Source organism: Chthonobacter albigriseus (genome assembly GCF_013839445.1).
In the GTDB taxonomy this organism is placed as follows: domain Bacteria; phylum Pseudomonadota; class Alphaproteobacteria; order Rhizobiales; family Pleomorphomonadaceae; genus Chthonobacter; species Chthonobacter albigriseus.
The window spans coordinates 76,931-96,862 of the sequence record NZ_JACDIT010000008.1 but is presented as its reverse complement, the minus strand read 5'-3'; the positions used below and the strand labels follow the sequence as shown (position 1 = coordinate 96,862).

15 protein-coding genes are annotated in these 19,932 nt (G+C 68.8%); 6 read left to right on the top strand and 9 right to left on the bottom strand.

The features are described 5' to 3' along the window. Window positions 1–17: 17 nt before the first annotated feature. Window positions 18–1,808 carry an ATP-binding cassette domain-containing protein gene (locus HZ321_RS18065; protein ID WP_181703800.1) on the bottom strand — a complete coding sequence of 597 codons (1,791 nt, stop codon included), beginning with the start codon at window positions 1,806–1,808 and terminating at the stop codon, window positions 18–20. A gap of 19 nt (window positions 1,809–1,827) precedes the next feature. After that, window positions 1,828–2,805, bottom strand: coding sequence for an NAD-dependent epimerase/dehydratase family protein (locus tag HZ321_RS18060; protein ID WP_181703799.1), 978 nt, complete (start codon window positions 2,803–2,805; stop codon window positions 1,828–1,830). Window positions 2,806–3,033: 228 nt separating this feature from the next. Between HZ321_RS18060 and HZ321_RS18055 the strand changes: the two genes are divergently transcribed. Then, the gene (locus HZ321_RS18055) at window positions 3,034–4,176 is read left to right on the top strand and encodes a glycosyltransferase family 2 protein (protein WP_342343876.1); all 1,143 of its coding nucleotides are present in this window, start codon (window positions 3,034–3,036) and stop codon (window positions 4,174–4,176) included. On the opposite strand, the gene HZ321_RS18050 is transcribed toward HZ321_RS18055, so the two are convergent. The 4 genes from HZ321_RS18050 to HZ321_RS18035 are packed head-to-tail and all read right to left on the bottom strand — an operon-like array spanning window position 4,113 to window position 7,321. Next, window positions 4,113–4,787, bottom strand: coding sequence for a DUF1028 domain-containing protein (locus tag HZ321_RS18050; RefSeq protein WP_181703797.1), 675 nt, complete (start codon window positions 4,785–4,787; stop codon window positions 4,113–4,115). The two genes, HZ321_RS18055 and HZ321_RS18050, sit on opposite strands and share 64 nt — an antisense overlap. Before the next feature lie 4 nt (window positions 4,788–4,791). Continuing rightward, window positions 4,792–5,208 carry a RidA family protein gene (locus HZ321_RS18045; protein WP_181703796.1) on the bottom strand — a complete coding sequence of 139 codons (417 nt, stop codon included), beginning with the start codon at window positions 5,206–5,208 and terminating at the stop codon, window positions 4,792–4,794. A 29-nt stretch (window positions 5,209–5,237) separates the two neighbouring features. Next, the gene (locus HZ321_RS18040; protein WP_181703795.1) at window positions 5,238–5,765 is read right to left on the bottom strand and encodes a flavin reductase family protein; all 528 of its coding nucleotides are present in this window, start codon (window positions 5,763–5,765) and stop codon (window positions 5,238–5,240) included. 35 nt (window positions 5,766–5,800) lie between these two features. After that, window positions 5,801–7,321 carry a 4-hydroxyphenylacetate 3-hydroxylase family protein gene (locus HZ321_RS18035; protein WP_181703794.1) on the bottom strand — a complete coding sequence of 507 codons (1,521 nt, stop codon included), beginning with the start codon at window positions 7,319–7,321 and terminating at the stop codon, window positions 5,801–5,803. A gap of 247 nt (window positions 7,322–7,568) precedes the next feature. On the opposite strand from HZ321_RS18035, the gene cobD reads away from it, so the two are divergent. Continuing rightward, entirely contained in the window at window positions 7,569–8,588 is a 1,020-nt protein-coding gene (cobD, locus tag HZ321_RS18030) for a threonine-phosphate decarboxylase CobD (RefSeq protein WP_342343875.1), read from the top strand. Window positions 8,589–8,606: 18 nt separating this feature from the next. Here cobD and HZ321_RS18025 read toward each other — a convergent pair whose 3' ends face one another. The 3 genes from HZ321_RS18025 to HZ321_RS18015 all read right to left on the bottom strand — a co-directional run bounded on the left by HZ321_RS18025 (window position 8,607) and on the right by HZ321_RS18015 (window position 15,294). Beyond that, a complete protein-coding gene (locus tag HZ321_RS18025) occupies window positions 8,607–11,234 on the bottom strand; it encodes a metallophosphoesterase family protein (RefSeq protein WP_181703793.1) in 2,628 nt (875 codons plus the stop codon). Between the two features lie 383 nt (window positions 11,235–11,617). Next, on the bottom strand, window positions 11,618–14,002 hold the full coding sequence (locus HZ321_RS18020) for a methyl-accepting chemotaxis protein (RefSeq protein ID WP_181703792.1): 2,385 nt from the start codon (window positions 14,000–14,002) through the stop codon (window positions 11,618–11,620). A gap of 122 nt (window positions 14,003–14,124) precedes the next feature. Next, window positions 14,125–15,294, bottom strand: coding sequence for a dihydrodipicolinate synthase family protein (locus tag HZ321_RS18015; RefSeq protein WP_181703791.1), 1,170 nt, complete (start codon window positions 15,292–15,294; stop codon window positions 14,125–14,127). A 211-nt stretch (window positions 15,295–15,505) separates the two neighbouring features. On the opposite strand from HZ321_RS18015, the gene HZ321_RS18010 reads away from it, so the two are divergent. From HZ321_RS18010 to HZ321_RS17995, 4 genes are read left to right on the top strand one after another with little or no spacing between them, the layout of a single operon-like run. Further along, window positions 15,506–16,525 carry a LacI family DNA-binding transcriptional regulator gene (locus tag HZ321_RS18010; protein ID WP_425305418.1) on the top strand — a complete coding sequence of 340 codons (1,020 nt, stop codon included), beginning with the start codon at window positions 15,506–15,508 and terminating at the stop codon, window positions 16,523–16,525. After that, the gene (locus HZ321_RS18005) at window positions 16,522–17,520 is read left to right on the top strand and encodes a Gfo/Idh/MocA family protein (protein WP_181703790.1); all 999 of its coding nucleotides are present in this window, start codon (window positions 16,522–16,524) and stop codon (window positions 17,518–17,520) included. The genes HZ321_RS18010 and HZ321_RS18005 overlap by 4 nt, the downstream gene beginning before the upstream one ends. Before the next feature lie 52 nt (window positions 17,521–17,572). Further along, on the top strand, window positions 17,573–19,156 hold the full coding sequence (locus HZ321_RS18000) for an acyl CoA:acetate/3-ketoacid CoA transferase (RefSeq protein WP_181703789.1): 1,584 nt from the start codon (window positions 17,573–17,575) through the stop codon (window positions 19,154–19,156). Then, complete coding sequence (locus tag HZ321_RS17995) at window positions 19,153–19,932, top strand: enoyl-CoA hydratase/isomerase family protein (RefSeq protein ID WP_181703788.1); 780 nt, start codon at window positions 19,153–19,155, stop codon at window positions 19,930–19,932. The genes HZ321_RS18000 and HZ321_RS17995 overlap by 4 nt, the downstream gene beginning before the upstream one ends.

Here is a 19,932-nt window from a genome sequence, read left to right as displayed (position 1 = left end):
GGCGGACCTCCGCCGGATCAGCCCTTGGTCTGCAGCGCCATCATCTCGGCGAAAGCGCCCCGCCGCCGGATCAGCTGGTCGTAGGGTCCGCGCTCGACCACCCGCCCCGCATCCAGCACCACGATCTCGTCGGCGTCGCGGACGGTGGAGAGCCGGTGCGCGACGATCAGGATGGTCGCCTTGCTGCCGATCGTCCGCAGCGCGTCCTGGATCAGCGATTCCGCATAGCTGTCGAGGGCGTTGGTCGCCTCGTCGAGGATCAGCAGGTCCGGCTTGCGGATGATCGCCCGCGCGAACGCCAGCCGCTGCCGCTGACCGCCGGACAGCAGGATCCCCCGGTCGCCCACTTCGGTGTCGTAGCCGCGGGGCAGGGCGCGGATGAACTCGTCGGCATTGGCCAGCCGCGCCGCCTCCACGACGTCTGCATCGGTGGCGCCGACGAGGCCGTAGGCGATGTTGTCGCGAACGGTGGCGGCGAACAGGTGGACCTCCTGCGTCACCACCGCGATCCGCTCGTACCAGTCGTCCAGCCGAAGCTCGTCGAGCGGAATGCCGTCCACGGTGATCGACCCCGAGGTCGGATCCATGTGCCGGCAGACCAGGCTGAGGAGCGTGGACTTGCCCGCGCCCGACCGGCCGACCACCGCGGTGGTGGCGTTGTGCCGGATCGTCAGGTCCACCTCGTGCAGGCTGGCCGTGTCGCTGCCCGGGTAGCTGTAGCCGACCTTGTCGAAGCGGATCTCGCGGCGGAACCGGGGGATCGGGGTCGTTCCGGAAGCGATGTGCGACACCGCCGACGCCCGCTGCAGGCGATCGATCTCCAGCACCGCGCTGCCATGTTCCAGCAGTGCGATGCGGGCCGACATGATCCCGCGCACCTTCGGCTGCAGCCGGTAGAGCACCAGCAGGAACACGGCCAGCGTCGAAAGGCCGGTTCCCGTCTGGTGCAGCACGATGATCCAGGTGCAGACTGCGAAGGCGATCAGCACCTCGAAGGCGGGCTGGATCGTCAGCGAGATCAGGTTCATCCGGCGGAAGCACCTACGCACCGTGTCGGAGGCGGCGGCGAAGCGGTCAAGCTCGTAGGACTCCCGTCCGAACAGCCGGATGGTCTTCAGGCCCGCCAGGCCCTCCCAGCCGCGTTTGGTGAGCGCCGCGTTGGCCTCGGTGGCGCTGCGGCCGAGGTCCTTGGCCTGCCGGGTGAGCAGCTGCAGCACGACGAGGATCAACCCGACGAAGGGGATGACCAGAAGCGTGGTCGACCACGAGATGTAGGCCAGCACGGCGATCAGGATGACGGCCGCGGTGGCGTCCGTGATCAGCGCATAGACCACGCCGAGCGCACTCGCCGCGCGCCAGGTCTCCGAGAAGAGAGCGTTGGCGATCCGCCCCGAGGGCTCGCCATTGAGGAAGCCGAAGCTCGCCCGGAGGACGCTCCTGTAGAACTCGCGGCGCATCGTATGCGCGGCGGCCGTATCGAGCGAGGTGAACACCGCCGCGTTGAGATAGCCGATCGCATTCTTGGCGATCACGCTGAGAAGCACCAGGCCGACGAGCGCCGGCACCAGCCAACCCTCCGGGATGGCCTGCACCGCGGCGCGCAGCCAGCCCGGCAGCTGGGAAAGGTCGACCGGACCGTCCAGGGCGTCGAGCAGCGGCAGGAAAAGGTAGAGGCCGACGCCTTCGAAGGCCGACGCCAGCAGCCCGAGAACAACGACGAGCACGAGCGTCAACCGTTTCCCGCCGAGCATCCTCAGGAGCAGGGAGACGATCGAACGCTCGTAGCTGAAGTCAGGCAGGCGGACCACGGGTCATCCGTTCTTGGCGTCAGGCCACGCGGACGTCTTGCTGGTCCGGGCCGCCGGCCTTGAGGTGGTCCTTGAACCACTCCAGGTTCAGCTGGACGCCGAGTTCGTAGGGTATCCGGCACTCCCAGCCAGGCAACACCTTTCTGGCGATGGTGAGGTCGGGACGACGGTTGGTGGGATCCTGCGGCACCGGATCGCGGTGGACCAGGGTGGTGCCGGGCACCAGCTGGGCGATGTGGCGCGCCACCTCGATCACCGGGATCTCGCGCTCGTTGCCCACGTTCAGCGGGCCGTCGTAGCCGTGCTGGTCCCGCCAGAAGAAGCGGGCGAGGCCTTCCACGATGTCGTCCACGTAGCCCCAGCTGCGGGACTGCATGCCGTCGCCGTAGATCGTGATCGGCTTGCCGGCCAGAGCCTGCGTGATGAAGTTCGACACCGCGCGCCCATCGTCCGGGCGCGTCCGCGGCCCGTAGACGTTGAAGAGGCGCACCACGCGAACGTTAAGCTTCTCGGTGCGGCGCATCTCGAACAGCAGCGACTCCGTGCACCGCTTGCTCTCGTCGTAGGACGAGCGCGGGCCGGTGCAATCCACCGAACCCCGGTAGCTTTCCGGCTGCGGCGAAACGAGGGGGTCTCCGTAGACCTCCGACGTGGAGGTGAAGGCAAACTGGCCGCCGGGCTTCAGCAGGTGCAGCAGCCGCATGGCGCCGAGGAGGTTGGCGGAGATCGTCCGCTTCGGCTCGGTCATGTACCACGGCGGCGAAGCCGGCGAGGCGAGGTGGTAGACTTCGTCGAAGAGAACGTCGCTCTGGAAGGCCTCGACGTCAGTGACCACGATCTTGAGACGTGGATCCTGGACGTGGGCGAGGTTCTCCTTGCGGCCGGTCCAGAGATTATCGACAACGACGCACAACCCTACGTCGCTACGTTGAAGAAGGTGATCGCAGAGGTGGGAGCCAATGAAACCGCATCCCCCGGCAACTAGTATGTTCTTCACGGCAAAGACCCCTATCGGCAATAGGTCTTCACCATAACATCCCGATTGTCGGGAAAAAGTGGAAACATCACATATTGTGAATATACATCGATATGTTTAATCGCATTTTTATCGTGTCTGGCTGCGGAAGAAAAACATTTGCCTGTTAGCATGTGTCGCAAAGGCTGACAAAAGGTCGTCGCGATGCATGGAAGTGAAGAGATCGCTGGAGATCGCCAAGATCCGTTGGTGAGCATAATCATACCGGCGTACAACGCTGAAACCTATCTGGCGAGAACGCTCCGCACGGCAGTTCATCAAAGCTACCGCACCGTCGAGATCCTGATCGTCAACGACGGGTCGACGGATTCGACTCTGAGTATCGCTCAGGAGTTTGCGGCGTCGGATCCGCGCATCCGGATCCTGAACACGCCGAACGGCGGTGTGGCCGCCGCCCGCAACGCCGGTCTTGCCGCCGCCGCCGGAGAACTCGTCGCCTTCCTCGACGCCGACGATCTCTGGCATCCCGAGAAGATCCGTCGGCAGGTGGATGCTCTGCGAAGCTGCAACGGCCCGGAATGGGGCGCTGTGTTCACGCTCCACCGCCGGATTGACGAGTTCGACGACGTCATCAGCCAGGGCGCCACCGTGATCTACAGCGGCGATATCCTTGCCCGGCATTTTTATTTCAAGAGCGTCGGCAACGGCAGCGCCCTTCTGGTGCGCCGAGACGCTGCGCTGGCGGTCGGCGGCTACGACAGCTCCTACCGCGCCGCGGGGATCGGCGGCTGCGAGGATTTCGACTTCGAGATGAAGATCGTCGCCCGCTACAAGGTGGCCTTCGTGCCCGAGTTCCTGGTTGGCTACCGCGTCTATGAAGGCAGCATGTCCAGCAACCGGGCGCGAATGGCCGAGGGCATGATCGCCACCACCCGCAACCATCTGGAGGCCAATCCCCAGCTGTCCGAGGAGACCAGGCGCTGGATCATGGCGGGGGCGCTCCACTATGCCCGCGTCAACTTCTTGAGGGCGCGCCGTTTCGACCGCTTCTTCGCGTCCACCTGGGAACTGGCGCGCCTGGACCCGCCGGTGCTTCTTCGGATGGGCAAGCACTTCGTCATGAACCTCATCGGCTCGTTGAACCCGATCAGGCTGCTGCGCAATCGGGAGCCGGAGCCGAGGATACCCTACCTGGAAGCCGACCCGCTGGAGTTTGCCTCGCGCGGCCCGATCGGCCGCTTCCAGACCGCGCGCTTCCAGCGGCTCTGTGAAGTCGATGAATCCGGACTTTCGCGGGCCCTGCCTGATGTTGCAGACATGGCGCCGGCTCAGGGGTCGCCCGGCACGCCGAAGCTCGGCGCCTCAGTCGGGTCCAGTCCGCGCGTGACGTAGGCCTCGAGCTGCGGCGCGTAGATGTCCCAGAGCCGCCGCAGCGCGCCGATCGGGTCGTCGTCGGCCCAGTCGACCCGGAGGTCGGCGATCGGCCAGGGAACGTCGCGCACCACCAGAAGCCCGGCCGAATGAACCGGGCCCGCCTCGCCGCCCGCCGCCAGTCCGCCTTCCAGCCCCGCCAGCAGCCGCGACGGAAACGGCCCGCGTGCCGCTTCATAGGCCTCCACCATCGCCTGCGGAACGCCTGCGTGGGCGAGCAGGTTGCCGATCGCGATCACACCGGAGCCGATCGCCGCGCCGACCGTGCCGAGCGCCTTCTCTCCGGAATGGAAGGCGACACCGCCGTCGGCGTCGACCAGCGCCAGCTGGCGGTACGCGCCGTGCGGATAACCATCCAGAAGAGCGGTGAGCGCCGCATCCGCGGAAAGGCCCTCCGCCATCAGCTCCAGCGCCCGCTGCCCCAGCCGCGGATCGGTGATGTTCTGGCTCGCCGCCACCCCGACGCCGGCCCGCGCGTGCGAGCAGCGCGCCGCCACCGCCGGCGAGGAAGACGAGATGGCGATGCCGAAGGCGCCGGTGCGCGGGCAGCGGGCGGAGATCGAAAAGGTCATCGACTCACTCCGGGATCACGGCGGTGGCGTCCACTTCCACCAGCCATTCCGGACGGGCGAGGCCGGACACCACGATGCCGGTGGAGACCGGGAACACGCCCTTCAGCCACTTGCCGACCACCCGGTACACCGGTTCCCGGTAGCGCGGATCGACGATGTAGATGGTGATCTTGCAGATGTGCGAGAGGTCGGACCCCGCCTCCTCCAGCAGCATCTTGATGTTGGCCATCGCCTGCTCGGTCTGGGCGGCCGCATCGCCGATGCCGACGCTTTCGCTGGTGTCGAGGTTCTGCCCGATCTGTCCCCGGCAGAAAACGAAGGTGCCCTTGGCCACCACCACCTGGCAGAGATCGTTGTCGAGCTTCTGCTCCGGATAGGTCGCGCCGGTGTTGAACGGGCGGATGCGCTTGTGGACGGCCATCGTCGATCCTTGGGGAAGGGGGCTGGGGATCAGGGGGAGAGGCGCGCCGGCCGGCCGTAGGACCGATCCTGATAGATCAGCGGCAGGCCGGCGTGCCCCCGGGTCACGTCCTCCACCGCGCCGATCAGCACATGGTGGGTGCCGACCTGCTGGTGGCTGAGGAGGCGGCAGTGGAACACCACGAGCGCGCCCGCGAGGGCAGGGGCGCCGGTCGTCCCGGGCGTCCAGCCGATGCCGGAGAACTTGTCGCCGGCCTCTGCGGGCCGTCGTCCGGCGAAGACGTCGGCGACCTCGGCCTGGTCGTCGCGCAGGACGTTGACGCAGAATACGCCGTTGGCGAGGATCGCCCCGGCCGTGGCGCTCCGCTCGTGCACGCAGACCAGCAGCGTCGGCTGCTCCATGTCAGCCGACACCGACGACATCGCCGAAACGGTCACGCCGAAGCGTCCGGCCGGCCCGTCCGTGGTCACCACGTTGACCGTGGCGGCGGCCGAGCTCATGCCGCCGAGGAACTTCGCCTTGAGAGGATCGCCCTCATGCTTTGCGACCGCGTTCATCGGACCGCCCTTTCCCGGCCGAGGCCGACCGCTCGTCATTCCGCCGCGGTGCGGGTGATCCCGGCGTTGAACCAGCGGCTGACCGCGCTGTCGCCGGGCGTGCGCGTCGTGGCGCCGAGCACCCTGTCGGAGAGGCCGGCCGCCTTCTGCACGAACTCCAGCGGCCCGTCCCAGTCGAAGTTCCGGTAGACCGCGGCCAGATGCGCATAGGGCGGCGACTGGGCGAACAGCTGGAAGGTGAGCCGGTGCCCGGCGTAGTCGGAGTTCAGCATGTCGCGCGCAAAGGCGAGCAGCTTGCGCCGGTCGTCTGCCACCCAGTCCTCGTTGACGGTGTAGTACTTGTCGAGCCAGGGCTTGGTCTCCGGCGCGTCGAACGCAGCCTTGTCCGGCGTCACGCAGATCTGCCCGCCGCAGAGCTCGCGGGCGATGTGCATCATCTCGTGCAGCTGCGAGCAGGCGAGCACGCGCCCGGCATAGAGCAGCGACTGGTTGGGCATCAGGAGGCCGCCCGGCGAGCGCTCGGCAAGCGCGATCGCGGCGGTCAGGTGAGCGTTGATGCCCTCCCGATAGACGGCGAGCTGCGCGAGCTTCTCTTGAACGGCCTGCTGCTTGTCCAGCCCGGTCTGGCGCGCGTTGAAGAGGGCAGCGCCGATCAGCATGTCGGCGAGCTTCAGGTTGCGCTGGACGAAGGCATAGGCCGAATAGCGGTGCAGCGTCGCCCGGATGAACATCGCCGCCTTGGTGTGGCGGTAGAACAGCACGTTCTCCCACGGGATCAGCACGTCGTCGAAGATCACCAGCGTGTCGACCTCGTCGAACCGGTTGGAGAGCGGGTAGTCCTCCGCCGGCGCGCGGCCCGCAAAACCCGTGCGGCAGATGAACTTCAGGCCCGCCGAGCCGAGGTCGCAGATGAAGCCGACCGCATAGTCGGACAGCGCCGAGTTGCCCCAGTTGGCGATCGTCGGCTTGGTGAAGGCCTGGTTGGCGTAGGCGGCCGCCGTTTCGTACTTGGCGCCGCGCACGACGATGCCGGCATCAGTCTCCCGCACCACATGCAGCAGCATGTCCGGGTCCTGGTCCTGCGGCGGCTTGGAGCGATCGCCCTTGGGATCGGTGTTGGCCGAGACGTGGAAGGGGTCGGTGTGCAGCACCTTGTCGATATGGGTGCGAATGTTCGCCGAGAACTGCGGGTCCACCTCGTTGAGCACGTCCTGCCCGTCGAACAGCGACCACATCTCGCCCACGGTCTCGTCGCCGACGCGGGTGACCACGCCGCCGATCGTCTCCAGCACGGTGTCGGTCGCCCGCCGCTTGTCCCACCAGTCCTGTTGGGTGATCGGCAGCTTGTTGGCGACCGCGTGGGTCTCGCCGTCCTGTTCGAAGGCCAGGATATGCCGCGTCGCCGCTTCGTGCTGCATGTCGTAGATCCGCGCCCGGATGTCGACCAGCGGCTTGAACATCGGGTGGGCCGTGACGTCCTTCACCCGCTCGCCGCCGACGTGGACCTCCCGGCCGTCGCGGATGCTGTCCTTGTATTCGGCGCCTGTGCGGATCATGGATTGAGGTCCCGGAAGAGGAGCGTGGGGGACCGCTGCTGCGGTATCCGCCTGATGAAAGCGCCGCAGGCCCCTTCAGGAAAATATTTGTTTCAAGAGCCGAGGTTCGGGTTTTCCGAACCACGGCGGTCGCAGCTGGACGGAGTCCGGGCCCTCCGCCGCGGCCCCGACCAGCGTCCGGCTTGATTCCCACGCTGTTCTGGTGGATGCATCCACCGCCCGACGCGGCCGAAAGAAGGGGACTCCGGTGACGTGCGCAGACGGTTCGGCTGATGTCGCGGCTGAGATGAGCCGCCACGGCGGCAACCTCGCTGCCGCGCGCCGCGCCTTCCCGCGGGCGCCGGAACCGTGGATCGACCTCTCCACAGGCATCAGCCCCTACGCCTACCCCTTCGGCGACCTGCCCTCCGCCTGCTTCACCCGCCTGCCGGAGGCGGACGCCGAGGCTGCGTTGTTGGGCGCCGCGCGCGCCGCCTACGCGGCGCCCGCCGACGTCGCGATCGTCGCGGCGCCGGGCACGCAGATCCTGATCCAATTGCTGCCGCGCATCCTGCCGGCCCGCCGCGTGGCGGTCGTCGGGCCGACCTACGGCGAGCACGCGGCCGCCTGGATTGCGGGCGGCTCAGCGGTCACGGAGGCGCCGGCGCTGGACGCGGCCGGGGACGCGGACGTGGTGGTCCTGGTCAACCCGAACAACCCGGACGGCCGGCTGGTCGCATCGGCGGACCTCCTCGACGAGGCCGCCCGCCTCGCCCGGCGTGGCGCGACGCTGGTGGTCGACGAGGCGTTCGTGGATGTGATCCCGGGCGCCAGCCTGCTCTCCGCCGGCCTGCCCGACAACGTGCTGGTGCTGCGCTCGTTCGGCAAGACCTATGGCCTCGCCGGCGTGCGGCTGGGTTTCGCGCTCGGAAGCGCAGATCGGATTGGAAGGTTGCGGGCTCTGCTCGGGCCCTGGGCGGTGCCGGGACCGGCACTGGAGATCGGTCGCCGGGCGCTGTCCGACACCGACTGGAGCAAGCGGCTCGTCGGCCGACTGGTGGCCGATGCGGAAAAGCTGGATGCGCTTCTGGTTGCCGCGGGCCTGCGCGTGGTCGGGGGAACGCCGCTGTTCCGACTGGCCGAGGCGCCTGAGGCCGCCGCCTGGTTCGACAGGCTGGCGGCTGCCGGCGTGCTCGTCCGACCGTTCAGCTACCGGTCGGACTGGCTGAGGTTCGGCATCCCCGGGGAAGGGGATTGGGCGAGGGTGAACGCCGTATTGTCGGGCTGAAGTTCAACTCGACGCCTGTCAGGTTTCCCCGCCGCCGCCGTCTGAACCGCCGCCGCCGCCGGAACCGCCGCCGCCGCCGGAGTCAGACCCGCCGCCGGAGTCAGACCCGCCAGAACTGGACCCGCCGCTGCTGGACCCACCGGAACTGGACCCGCCGCTGCTGGACCCACCGGAACCGGAGCCGCCCGAGCCGGACCCGGCACCGCCGTCGGTCCCACCCGTGCCGCCGGTTCCGCCTGTGCCACCGGTTCCGCCCGTGCCACCGGTTCCACCCGTGCCACCGGTTCCGCCCGTGCCACCGGTTCCACCCGTGCCACCGGTTCCGCCCGTGCCACCAGTCCCGCCCGTGCCACCGGTTCCATCGGTCCCACCTGAGCCGCCGGTCCCGCCCGTACCATCCGAGCCGCCGGGGGTGTTACCTGTGTTTCCACCCGTCGTGCTGTTGTCGACCGAGGAGTTCCGGTTGTCCGTGTCCGACGATCCGCGATCGCTGTTGTCCCTGCGGTTCTCGGACCGGGCCACCCGGGGCCGCTCAATCGGCTGCAGCTGGTCGGCCTCGACCATCATGTACTCGCAGCTCTCCCAGAAGAGCTTCTTCTCGCAAACCTTCATCAGCACCGGCGCCGCCTTCTGCTGGCGACGCACGGCCGGCGCCTGGGCTTGCGGAGCAGGTTCCACCGCCGCGACCCGGGCCTGCGGCTGGGTTGCGGGCTTGCGAGCGGCCGTCTCGGTGGTCGCTGGCTTGCGGGTGGTCTGCTGGGCAGGCTTGGCGGGCTTGCGCGGTGTGGTCGCCTCGGGCGTCGTCACCGTCGGCAGCGTTGCGATGCGCGGACGCGGCGTCGGCAGCGGCGGCGTCAGCGTCGTGAAGCTCGGCGCGGCTTCCGACTCGCCCACAAGGGGGGCGGTGGCATCGCTGGCGATGTCCGGATCGATCGCCGCGACCTCGACCGGCCGCGCGGGCGCGGCGTCCGGCGTCGTCGTCCGTGTCGGCTCGGGCATGACGATGGCCGTCGGCGCAAGCGCGGTGGCGGCATCGGGCGTCGGCGCCTTCATCGGCACGCTGGCGGGACGGTTGCTCGCCGACGTCTGGGTCGCGCCGGCGCCGGGAACGGTGACCGAGCGCACAGACAGCGGCGCCGTCGACGGGCTCGCGATCTTCGCAGGTGTAGTGGTCTCCGGTTCGATCGCCGCGGTGACGATCGGCTCGGCCGGTTTGGCGGCCTGAGACGGAGCGCGCGGAACGATCGCCGGAGCGGCGACCTCTGCAGGTGGCGGCGTCTCCACAGCCACGGCCGCCGTCGGCCCAACGGGAACGGGTTCGAGGATCTCGGTCGGCGCAGCGGCGGTCCGGATCTCCTCCGGACGCGGCGCCGGGGTGACCGGTTCCTCCGGCAGGATCGCCTCGTCCGCCGCAAGGATCGGCCGGCGGTCGACCGGGTCTTCGATCGGCGCGGCGACGTCGACGATATCCGCTTCGGCCACGTCGTCGGCGCGCGGCGGAAGCGCCGGCTTTTCGGAACCAAGCGCCGTGACGGTGGTTCGCGGCTCCGCGGACGGCGGCAGCGCGCCGGTCACATCCTGCGGATCGGCACTGGCGGTCTGCACCGGCGGCGTCGTGGCGTCCGGGAACCAGCTGGACCAGCTGGAGCGGATCAGCGGCTCGGCACCGAGCGCAATGGCGGCGAGCGACACGGCCGCGACGGCCGAGGCCATGGCGCGCGGCAGGATGCGTCGCGCCGCCGTGACGGCGCCGGGGGTGATGTGCTTGTGTCCGGAGGCGGGAAGCGCGAGCTCCACCCACTCCGGCAGCGCGCTCATCGAACCGGGACCGCGCTGGACCGCTTCACGCGGAATGGACACGGGCCGCGCATCCACGGTGGAGAGGATGTGCAGGCCGCCCGGGTGCACCTTCAAGGCGGTGAGGCAGCCGGTGCGGTGGGCGCCGGTGTCGATGCCGATCCGATGCCGGCGCACCTCCGGGCTGAGGCGCGCCGTGTGGCCGTGCACCACGAGCATACCGAAGTCGTGGTCGCTCTCCAGGAACTCATGGCGGATCAGCAGGAGGTCGGTGGGCGACTGGCGCTCCAGCGGCACGCCGGGCTTGAGGCCCGCGTGCACGAACAACACGGATCCGATGCGTGCCGTCAGCGGCAGGCCGGCCAGGAACTCGCGGTGCTCCCGCGGCACGGCATGGCGCGCATCGTCTGCGATCCGCTTGCGGTCGGAACGGCCTGGCTTGCCGAGCTGTTCGACACCGTAGGATGCGAGGGTCTCCAGCCCGCCGATCTGCAGCCACGACGCGTTGCTGGACGGCGACTGCAGGTAGTTCTCGAAGAAGGCCTCGTGGTTGCCCTTCAGGCAGATGCGCTTGAAACCGGCCGGGGGCTCGGTCAGCAGATGGTCGATCACGCCGGCCGAATCCGGGCCGTGATCCACGTAGTCGCCCAGCATAACGATATAGCGGGGACCGGCATGGCTCGCCGCATCGGCAACAATCCGGCGCTCCAGTTCGATCAGCTCGCGCAGGCATCCGTGCACGTCGCCGACGGCATAGACGATCGCGTTCGCCGGAAGGAGACGATGGAGGCCACTATCGGGACTATTGCCCGCGGGCTGGTAGCCATGTGTCTTGAAATGGGTCGTCATGATAAAATAATCCGTACATCAATTGCGTTCAGGTTAACGCAACGACGGCCAGATGTCTCCCCGCATTTAGGCTCGGTGACCTGACTGTGCCGAATTGGGGCGAATCGCATTCCTGGTGTTACAAAAAAATAACGCACGAGGGAATAGGCGCTTGTCCCCATCCGTTTTGATCGCATGGACGCCGCTTTGGGCGGGGCTGAAGTTCGGCAGTCACCGTGGCGGCAAATTGATGATGCGTTACAGTCTATTGAGGTCGATGGCCCAGCCGATCGCCGCCATTGTTTTTCGGTGCAGCGTTGACAAAAGAAAAGAAGGCCCGCCGGCGCCCCCCGGCGGGCCTTCTTGATTTCCATGGATCTGACGTCGGCGGCGCCGCCGATTGATCAGGCCGCTGCGACCTGATGCAGAAAACGGTCGACGGCGGCGCGAAGATCGCCAGCCTTGCCGTTGACGTCGCGCGATACGTCGAGCACGTCGGCGGCCGACCGGCTGGTCGCCCCGACGGCCTCGCCGAGCACGTCCATCGCCTCCGCAACCGTTTCGGTTCCGCCCGCGGCCTGCAGCACGTTGCGCGAGATCTCCGATGTGGCAGCGCCCTGCTCCTCCACAGCCGCGGCGATGGTGGAGGTGTAGCTGTCCACGTCGGTCATGTTGGCGACGATCACCTGGATCGCGTCCACCGCGGCCTGGGTGGACCGCTGGATCTCGGCGACCTGCTGGGCGATTTCGTCGGTCGCCTTGGCAGTCTGGTTGGCGAGGCTCTTCACCTCGCCGGCGACCACTGCGAAGCCGCGGCCGGACTCGCCCGCCCGTGCCGCCTCGATCGTGGCATTGAGGGCGAGAAGGTTGGTCTGTTCGGCGATCGCGCGGATCAGCGACACGACCTGCCCGATCCGCGATGCGCCATTGGCGAGTTCGCCGATCGTGGCGTTGGTGGCGCGCGCGTTGCCGGTGGCCGCCGACACCACCTGCATGGCGCCGCTGACCTGCCGTGCGATCTCCTGGATCGACGCCGAAAGCTCCTCGGCCGCGGACGCCACCGTCTGCACCGATCCGGCTGCCGCGCCGGATGCGTCGGTTGCCGTCCGGGCGCGGCCGGCCGCCTGCGCGGCCGTCTCGGCGAGCCCGTTGGCGGTCCGCTCCATCCGATCGGCGTTGCCGCCCACCGCTTCAAGCAGGCCCGCCATCTCCGTCCGGAACCCGGAGATCAGGGCTTCGATCCTTTCCTGCCGCGCGGCGCGCTGGTGGTTCTCCCGCTCGGAAGCCGCGGCGAGCGCGACCCGCTCCACCGCGTTGTCGCGGAACACGCGGACCGCCTCGACCATGCCGCCGATCTCGTCCCGGCGCCGGGTTTCAGCAAGCGCGATTTCCGTGTCGCCGTCGGCCAGCCGGCGCATCGCGCCGGTGATGCCGCGGATCGGTCGGGCGATGGCGCGATCGAGACCGATCGCGATCCCTGCGGCGAGCAACAGCGCCACCACCACGGCGGCCGCCATGGCGAGCGTCGCGGTCTGGCGGGTTTCCGCCGCCGAGCCGGCAAGCGTCTCGACCACCCCGCGGATGGCGCCGGTGGCGCTCATCGCCGCGCTGCGCGCGTCGGTGCGGGCCTTGGCGAAGCCGGTGGAGGCGACCGCCAGGTCGTCGAACGCGGCAGCGAAGGCCGCAACCTTGTCGGCGGCCTCCGGGAAGCCGGCCTTGACGATGTCGCCGACCGACGCCTTGAGCTCGGAGACGAGATCGTCGATGCGGTTCTCCGCCTCGTCCGATCCCTCCAGCCGGTAGAGGAAGGTGTCCGCCGCCAGCGCGGCGATCCGGGCGCTGAAGGTCGCGCCGAGCTTGCTGGTGGTGATCGCCTCGGCGCGCTTGGCATTCTTGGCGCGCTCCTCGTAGGCCATCTTCTCCGCCGCGGTCGCCTGCAGCCGGCCGATCTCGTCGGCGGCCGCCATCGCCTTGTCGACGGCCGCAATGGTCTGGTCGCGCAGGGCCGGCACGGTGGCCGCATCGGCCGCACGCAGCTTTCCGGCGAGCGAAACCAGCGTCTTCGTCTCCGCCGCCAGGGTCTCCATGTGCGGCTTGGCGGCTTCGGTCACCTGGCCGGACGAGACCTTCTTGACCAGGGGAACCATGCCGCCGACGCTGGCCCCGGCCGCCTTGATGAAGCGGTCCTCACCGGTGAGCGCATGGGATTTCAGCGCGGCGGCGGTGCGCAGGCCCGCGATCTGGACCTGCCCGACTTGGCCGGCGATCACGCGCGCCTCCGACAGCGTGCGCGAAACCTTGTCGGCCTCGGCTGCGAAACTGTCCGCCTTGGCGAAGCTGTCGGACTGAACGCGCTCCCCGATCGCGCGCAGATCCGCCAGGGCCGTGAGCGCCGCGGCGAGGGCGGCGTCGCTCTCCACCGTCTTGACCGCCAGCGTGTCGACGGCCGTGCCGAAGCGCAGGACGCTCTCGCTCGCCTCCGCGATCTTGGGATCCCCGGTCGCCGCTAGCCCCCCGACGTCGGTCACCACCTTGGCGATCGCGGTCTTGGCTCCTTCGGCCACCTCCGGTCGGCGGTTCTCCAGGAAGGCGTTGACCGAAGCGCTCGCGCCGTTGACGTCGGACAGGATCTTGGCGGAAAGGCCGGTCTGCTCAACAGCACGGCCCATCCCCGAAAGGCCGGTCCAGCCCACCGCTCCCACCAGGGCGGCCACCGCCGCAAGGCCGGCGACGCCGGCCCCGATCTTCAGGCCGATCGGCCGGGTGACGGAAGGATCGCGTGATGCCATGGAGACGTTTCCCTCAGGACGGACTGCTGCCGGTTGTGAGGGCAAACCCTAATGCGTATTTATTTATAATATGTTGGTCCGGACGAACTGCAGATCACATATATGCACGGATTAACGCGCATTTATCCCGCGATACCCGAGACACCGAGCAGCAGCCGCATCCGATGGGATGCACGCTCCGGATCGGCAAGCAGGCCGGCGGCCGCGGCCAGCCTGAACACCTCGGCGTAGTGCAGGATCGAGCGGCTCGATTCCAGGCCGCCGACCATCCGGAAATGGTCCTGGTGCCCGTTCAGCCAGGCGAGAAAGACGACGCCGGCCTTGTAGTACTGGGTCGGCGCTTCAAAGATCTTGCGCGACAGCGGCACGGTGGGCTCGATGATCGCCCGGAAACCGGCCTCGTCGCCATCGCCGAGCCGGGTCAGCGCCGCCGCTGCCGCCGGTGCGACCGCGTCGAAGATGCCGAGCAGGGCATGGCTGTGCCGCTCGCCGTCGCCGGCGATCAGGTCCGCGTAGTTGAAGTCGTCGCCTGTGTACATCAAGACGCCCTCCGGCAGCCGGCGCCGTAGCTCGACTTCGTAGGCCGCGTCGAGCAGCGAGATCTTGATGCCCTCCACCTTGTCCCGATTGGCCTCGATGATCGCAAGCACCGTCGGCAGCATCGTCTCGAAATCGGTGCCGCCCCAGTAGCCCGAAAGGGCCGGGTCGAACATGTCTCCCAGCCAGTGCAGCACGACCTTGCCCGAGGCCTGCGACAGGATCCGGTCGTAGACGCGGATGTAGTCATCGGCGCCGCGGGCGGTGCGCGCCAGCGCCCGGCTCGCCATCAGGATGGCGCGGCCGCCGAGGCCTTCCACAAAGGCGAGCTGCGTCTCGTAGGCGGAGATCACGTCGTCGAGGGTGAGCGGTGCATCGGCGGGGAGGTGGTCGGTGCCGACGCCCGACGCGAGATCTGCGCCCGGGATCGTCCGGGCCTCGGCGATCGAGCGCCGGATCAGCTCCTGCGCGTTCACCCAGGCAAAACCCATGCCTCGCTGCGAGGTATCCATCGCCTCCGCGATCCGGAAGCCGAGGCTCCACAGGTGCCGCCGATAGGCAAGCGTCGCGTCCCAGTCGACAGCGACGTCCGACCACGGGTTGCCGGTTGCCAGCGGGTCCGCGACCACATGGGCGGCTGCGTAGGCGACACGGTTGAAGCGCGCCGGATCAACAGGACCGAAGCCGCGAGGCTCCGGCACGACGAACCGTTCCAGGCTGCGCACCGCGGTGGGAAGTCGGAGTTCGACCGGCATGAGACGCTCCCTTTTCCGGTCTCAATAATTGGAACGTTCCAAACTTGTCAACCGCATTTGACCGTCGATCGCGGCTCCTCCGGCTGATTGCTGCGCCGCATCAACGCCGTTCGGGGATTTGCAGGGGATTGACGGACCGGGTGATCGCGCCTATTGAACTGGAACGTTCCAAAACAGGCGGGCGGACGGCGTGAGCATCGACGGCGACATCTTGGCGGCGGGAAGGGTAACGATGGTCGACATCGCCCGCCACGCCGGCGTGTCGAAGTCCACCGTCTCGTTGGTTCTGCAGGGCAGTCCGCTGGTGAAGGCGGAGACGCGGGAGAAGGTCTCCGCGGCGATCGATGCGCTCGGCTATGTCTACAACCGTGGCGCCGCCAACCTCCGGCGCGCCAGGACCAACATCGTCGGCATGGTCATCAACGATCTCGCCAACCCCTTCTTCGCCGAGCTCGCCGTCGGGATCGAGCGCGTCTTCCAGGCCGCCGGCTTCATTCCCCTGATGGCGAACACCCAGGAGAACCCGGCGCGCCAGGCCGAGGTGCTGAAGTCGATGCGCGAGCACGACATCGCCGGGCTGATCGTCTGCCCGGCCCGGGGCACCCGCGGCGAGGACCTCGCCAGTCTGGCAAAGGCCGGCATGCCCGTGGTGACCGCCATGCGCAAGCTCGCCGGCACCCGCCTGCCGAGCGTCGCGCCCAACAACGTCCGCGGCGCCCGCCGCGCCACCGAGCACCTGATCCGCCTCGGCCACCGGAAGATCGCCTTCGTCGGCGGCTACGCCGACATGATCGCCCAGAACGAGCGCTGTGGCGGCTATCTCTCCGCGCTGGAGAGCGCCGGCATCGCCGCCGACCCGTCGCTGGTCGTCGAAGGGGCGCCGAACCGCGAGACCGGCCACATGGCCGTCGCCCGCCTGATCGCCACCGGCGCCACTGCCGCGCTCTGCTTCAACGACGTGGTCGCCTTCGGCGTGATGGACGGTCTCGCCGAGCGCCGCCTGCGGGCCGGCGTCGACTTCGGCCTGATCGGCTTCGACGACGTGCGCGAGGCCCGCTTCACCAGCCCGCCGCTCACCACGGTCGGCGTCGACAGCCAAGGCCTCGGCGAGCGTGCCGCCCACACCGTTCTGCGCATGATCCATGGCGACACGCGGGCGGAGGACCACGTCGGCGACGTCTCCCTGATCATCCGCGAAAGCTGCGGCGCGGCCGAAGGAGGAAAGCCATGACCAACATCCGATGGGGCCTGATCGGTGCCTCCACCATCGCCCGGGAGTGGGTGATCGGCGCAATCCGCGACGCGGGCGGCGAGGTCGTTTCCGTGATGTCGTCGAGCGCCGACCGCGCCAAGGCCTATGCGGCGGAGAACGGGATTCCGCGTGCCTTCGACAGCCTTGATGCCTTGCTTGCCGACTCCGAGGTGGACGCGGTCTACATCTCCACCACCAACGAGCTTCATCGCGACCAGACCATCGCCGCCGCCCGGGCCGGCAAGCACGTGCTGGCCGAGAAGCCGCTCGCCCTCACGCTCGACGATGCGATCGCCATGCGCGATGCCTGCGCCGCTGCGGGGGTCGTGATGGCGACCAACCACCACCTGCGCAACGCCGGCACCCACCGTGCCATCCGCCAGGCGATCAAGGACGGCCTCATCGGCCGGCCGCTGGCGGCGCGAGTGTTCCACGCCGTTTACCTGCCCCCGCACCTGCAGGGTTGGCGGATCACCAACCCGCGTGCCGGCGGCGGCGTCGTGCTCGACATCGCCGTCCATGACGCCGACACGCTGCGCTTCGACCTCGACGACGAGCCGGTCGAGGTCGCCGCCCTGGTCCAGTCGTCCGGCATGGCGAGCGAGGGGCTGGAGGACGCGGTGATGACCACCGTGCGTTTCGCCTCCGGCCTGATCGCCCAGACCCACGACGCCTTCACCGCGAAGTTCGCCGGAACCGGCCTCGAGGTGCACGGCACGGAAGGCTCGCTGATCGCGCGGGACTGCATGACCCAGAAGCCGATCGGCTCGGTGGTCCTCCGCAATGCCGACGGTGAGCGGGAGCTGGAGGTCGACCGCGAGAACCTCTACGTCCGCGCGCTCCGCGCCTTCCACGCGGCGGTGCGCGGCGAGGGCCAGCCGGCTGCCACCGCCGACGACGGTATCCGCTCGCTGGCCTTCGGGCTGGCGGTGCTGGAGGCCGCACGCACCGGCAGGACCGTGAAGCTCGGATAGGCGAAAACGCCGGCCGACGAGACCAAAGACTGAAGAGACGCGAAGAAGCCCGATGTCGAAGATCATCACCGCCGACCAGGCGGCCGCCCTCATCCCCGACGATGCCGTCGTCACGGTCTCCTCGTCCTCCGGACTCGGCTGTCCGGACGCGGTGCTCGCCGCCATTGGCCGTCGCTTCGAGGCCGAGGGGCACCCGCGCAACCTCACCACGCTGCATCCGATCGCGGCCGGCGACATGTGGGGCATCAAGGGCATTGACCACATCGCTCGGGAAGGCCTGCTTTCCACCGTGCTGGCCGGCTCCTATCCCTCCGGACCGTCGTCGGCAGAGCCGCCAGCCATCTGGCGGATGATCGGCGACAACAGCATCGCCGCCTACAACATCCCCTCCGGCATCCTGTTTGACATGCACCGCGAGGCGGCGGCCAAGCGCCCCGGCGTGCTCACCAAGGTAGGCCTCGACACCTTCGTCGACCCGGCGCGCGAGGGCTGCGCCATGAACGCCCGCGCCGCCGCCCGCCCGATCGTCTCGCGGCAGACTTTCGACGGCGACGAATGGCTCTACTTCCGCGCCATCACGCCCAACGTCGCGATCATCCGCGCCACCACGGCGGACGAGCGCGGCAACCTCACCTACGAGCACGAGGGCGCCTTCCTCGGACCGCTCGACCAGGCGATGGCCGCGCACAACAACGGCGGCATCGTCATCGCGCAGGTCAAGCGGGTGGCGAAATCCGGCACCATGAAGCCGCAGCAGGTCTACGTTCCCGGCATCCTTGTCGACCATGTGGTGGTCGCCCCGGACCAGATGCAAACCACCCAGACTGTCTACGAGCCCGCCATCTCCGGCGAGATCTTCCGCCCGCTGGAAAGCTTCGAGATCCCCGCCTTCGACATCGGCAAGGTGATCGCCCGACGGGTGGCGATGGAGATGAAGGCCGGGTGGGCCGTCAACATCGGCTTCGGCATCTCCGCCAACGTGCCGCGCATCCTCCTTGAGGAGGGCCGGCACGGCGACGTCACCTGGGTGATCGAGCAGGGCGCCGTGGGCGGCGTGCCGCTTCTCGACTTCCAGTTCGGCTGCGCCTCCAATGCCGAGGCGATCGTTCCGAGCCCCTACAACTTCACCTACTTCCAGGCCGGCGGCTTCGACTGCTCGCTGCTCTCCTTCCTCCAGATCGACCGCTTCGGCTCGGTGAACGTCTCCAAGCTCTCCGTCCGCCCGCACGTGACGGCCGGCGCCGGCGGCTTCGTCGACATCACGGCGCGGGCGAAGAAGATCGTCTTCTCCGGCTACTTCAATGCCGGCGCGAAGCTCGCCGTGGAGAACGGCGCGGTGCGGATCGATAGGGAAGGCAAGGTGAAGAAGCTGGTGCCCGAGGTGGAGCACGTCTCCTTCTCCGGCCGCCGCGCGGTCGCGCAGGGCCAGGACATCACCTACGTCACCGAGCGCTGCGTGATGACGCTGACCGCGGACGGCATCGTCGTCACCGAGATCGCCCCCGGCATCGACCTGGAGCGCGACGTGCTCGCCCAGTCCGACGTGCCGCTGATCGTGGCGAAGGACCTCAAGGTCATGCCGGAGCGGCTGTTCCGGCCGGAGCCGATCGGCCTCGACCTCGGAGGCGCCGCATGACCCCGTCGCGCCTCAAGGCCGAGATCGTCGGCCACGTCGCCATCCTCACCATCGACCGGCCGGAGAAGCTGAACGCGCTCGACCAGCCCCTGATCGAGGAGATCGAGGCCTGGATCGACGCGACCGAGGCGAACCGCACGGTGCGCGCAGCGGTGATCACCGGCAGCGGGCAGAAGGCCTTCTCCGCCGGCGGCGACATCAACGCCTGGGCCGGGATGGACCCCATCGGCTTCGGCCGCGATTGGGTGCGCAACGGCCACCGCGTGTTCGACCGGCTCGCCCGGCTGCGCCAGCCGCTGGTGGCGGTCCTCAACGGCCACGCCTTCGGCGGCGGTCTGGAACTCGCCGCGACCGCCGATCTGATCATTGCCGAGGCACACGTGCGCGTCGGCCTGCCCGAGAGCGGTCTCGGCATGGTACCGGGCTGGTCCGGCACCCAGCGTCTCGTCCGCCGCTTCGGCAGCCGCGCCGTCAAGCGCATGTCGCTGGCCGGCCGGATGTACAACGCCGAGGAAGCGCTCGCTGCCGGCATCCTCGACGAGGTGGTCGCAACTGGCGAGGGCCTTGCCCGCTCGCTCGCCCTCGCCGACGGCATCGCCGCGCGCGGACCGGTCGCCGTCCAGGTCGCCAAGGCGCTGATCAACGCCGCCGAGGGCGAGGAGCGCGACGCCGCCATGGAGGCGATCGCCGGCGCGCTCGTCGCCACCACGGAAGACCTCAAGGAGGGCGTCGCGAGCTTCCGCGAGAAACGCCCCGCCGCATTCAAGGACCGCTGA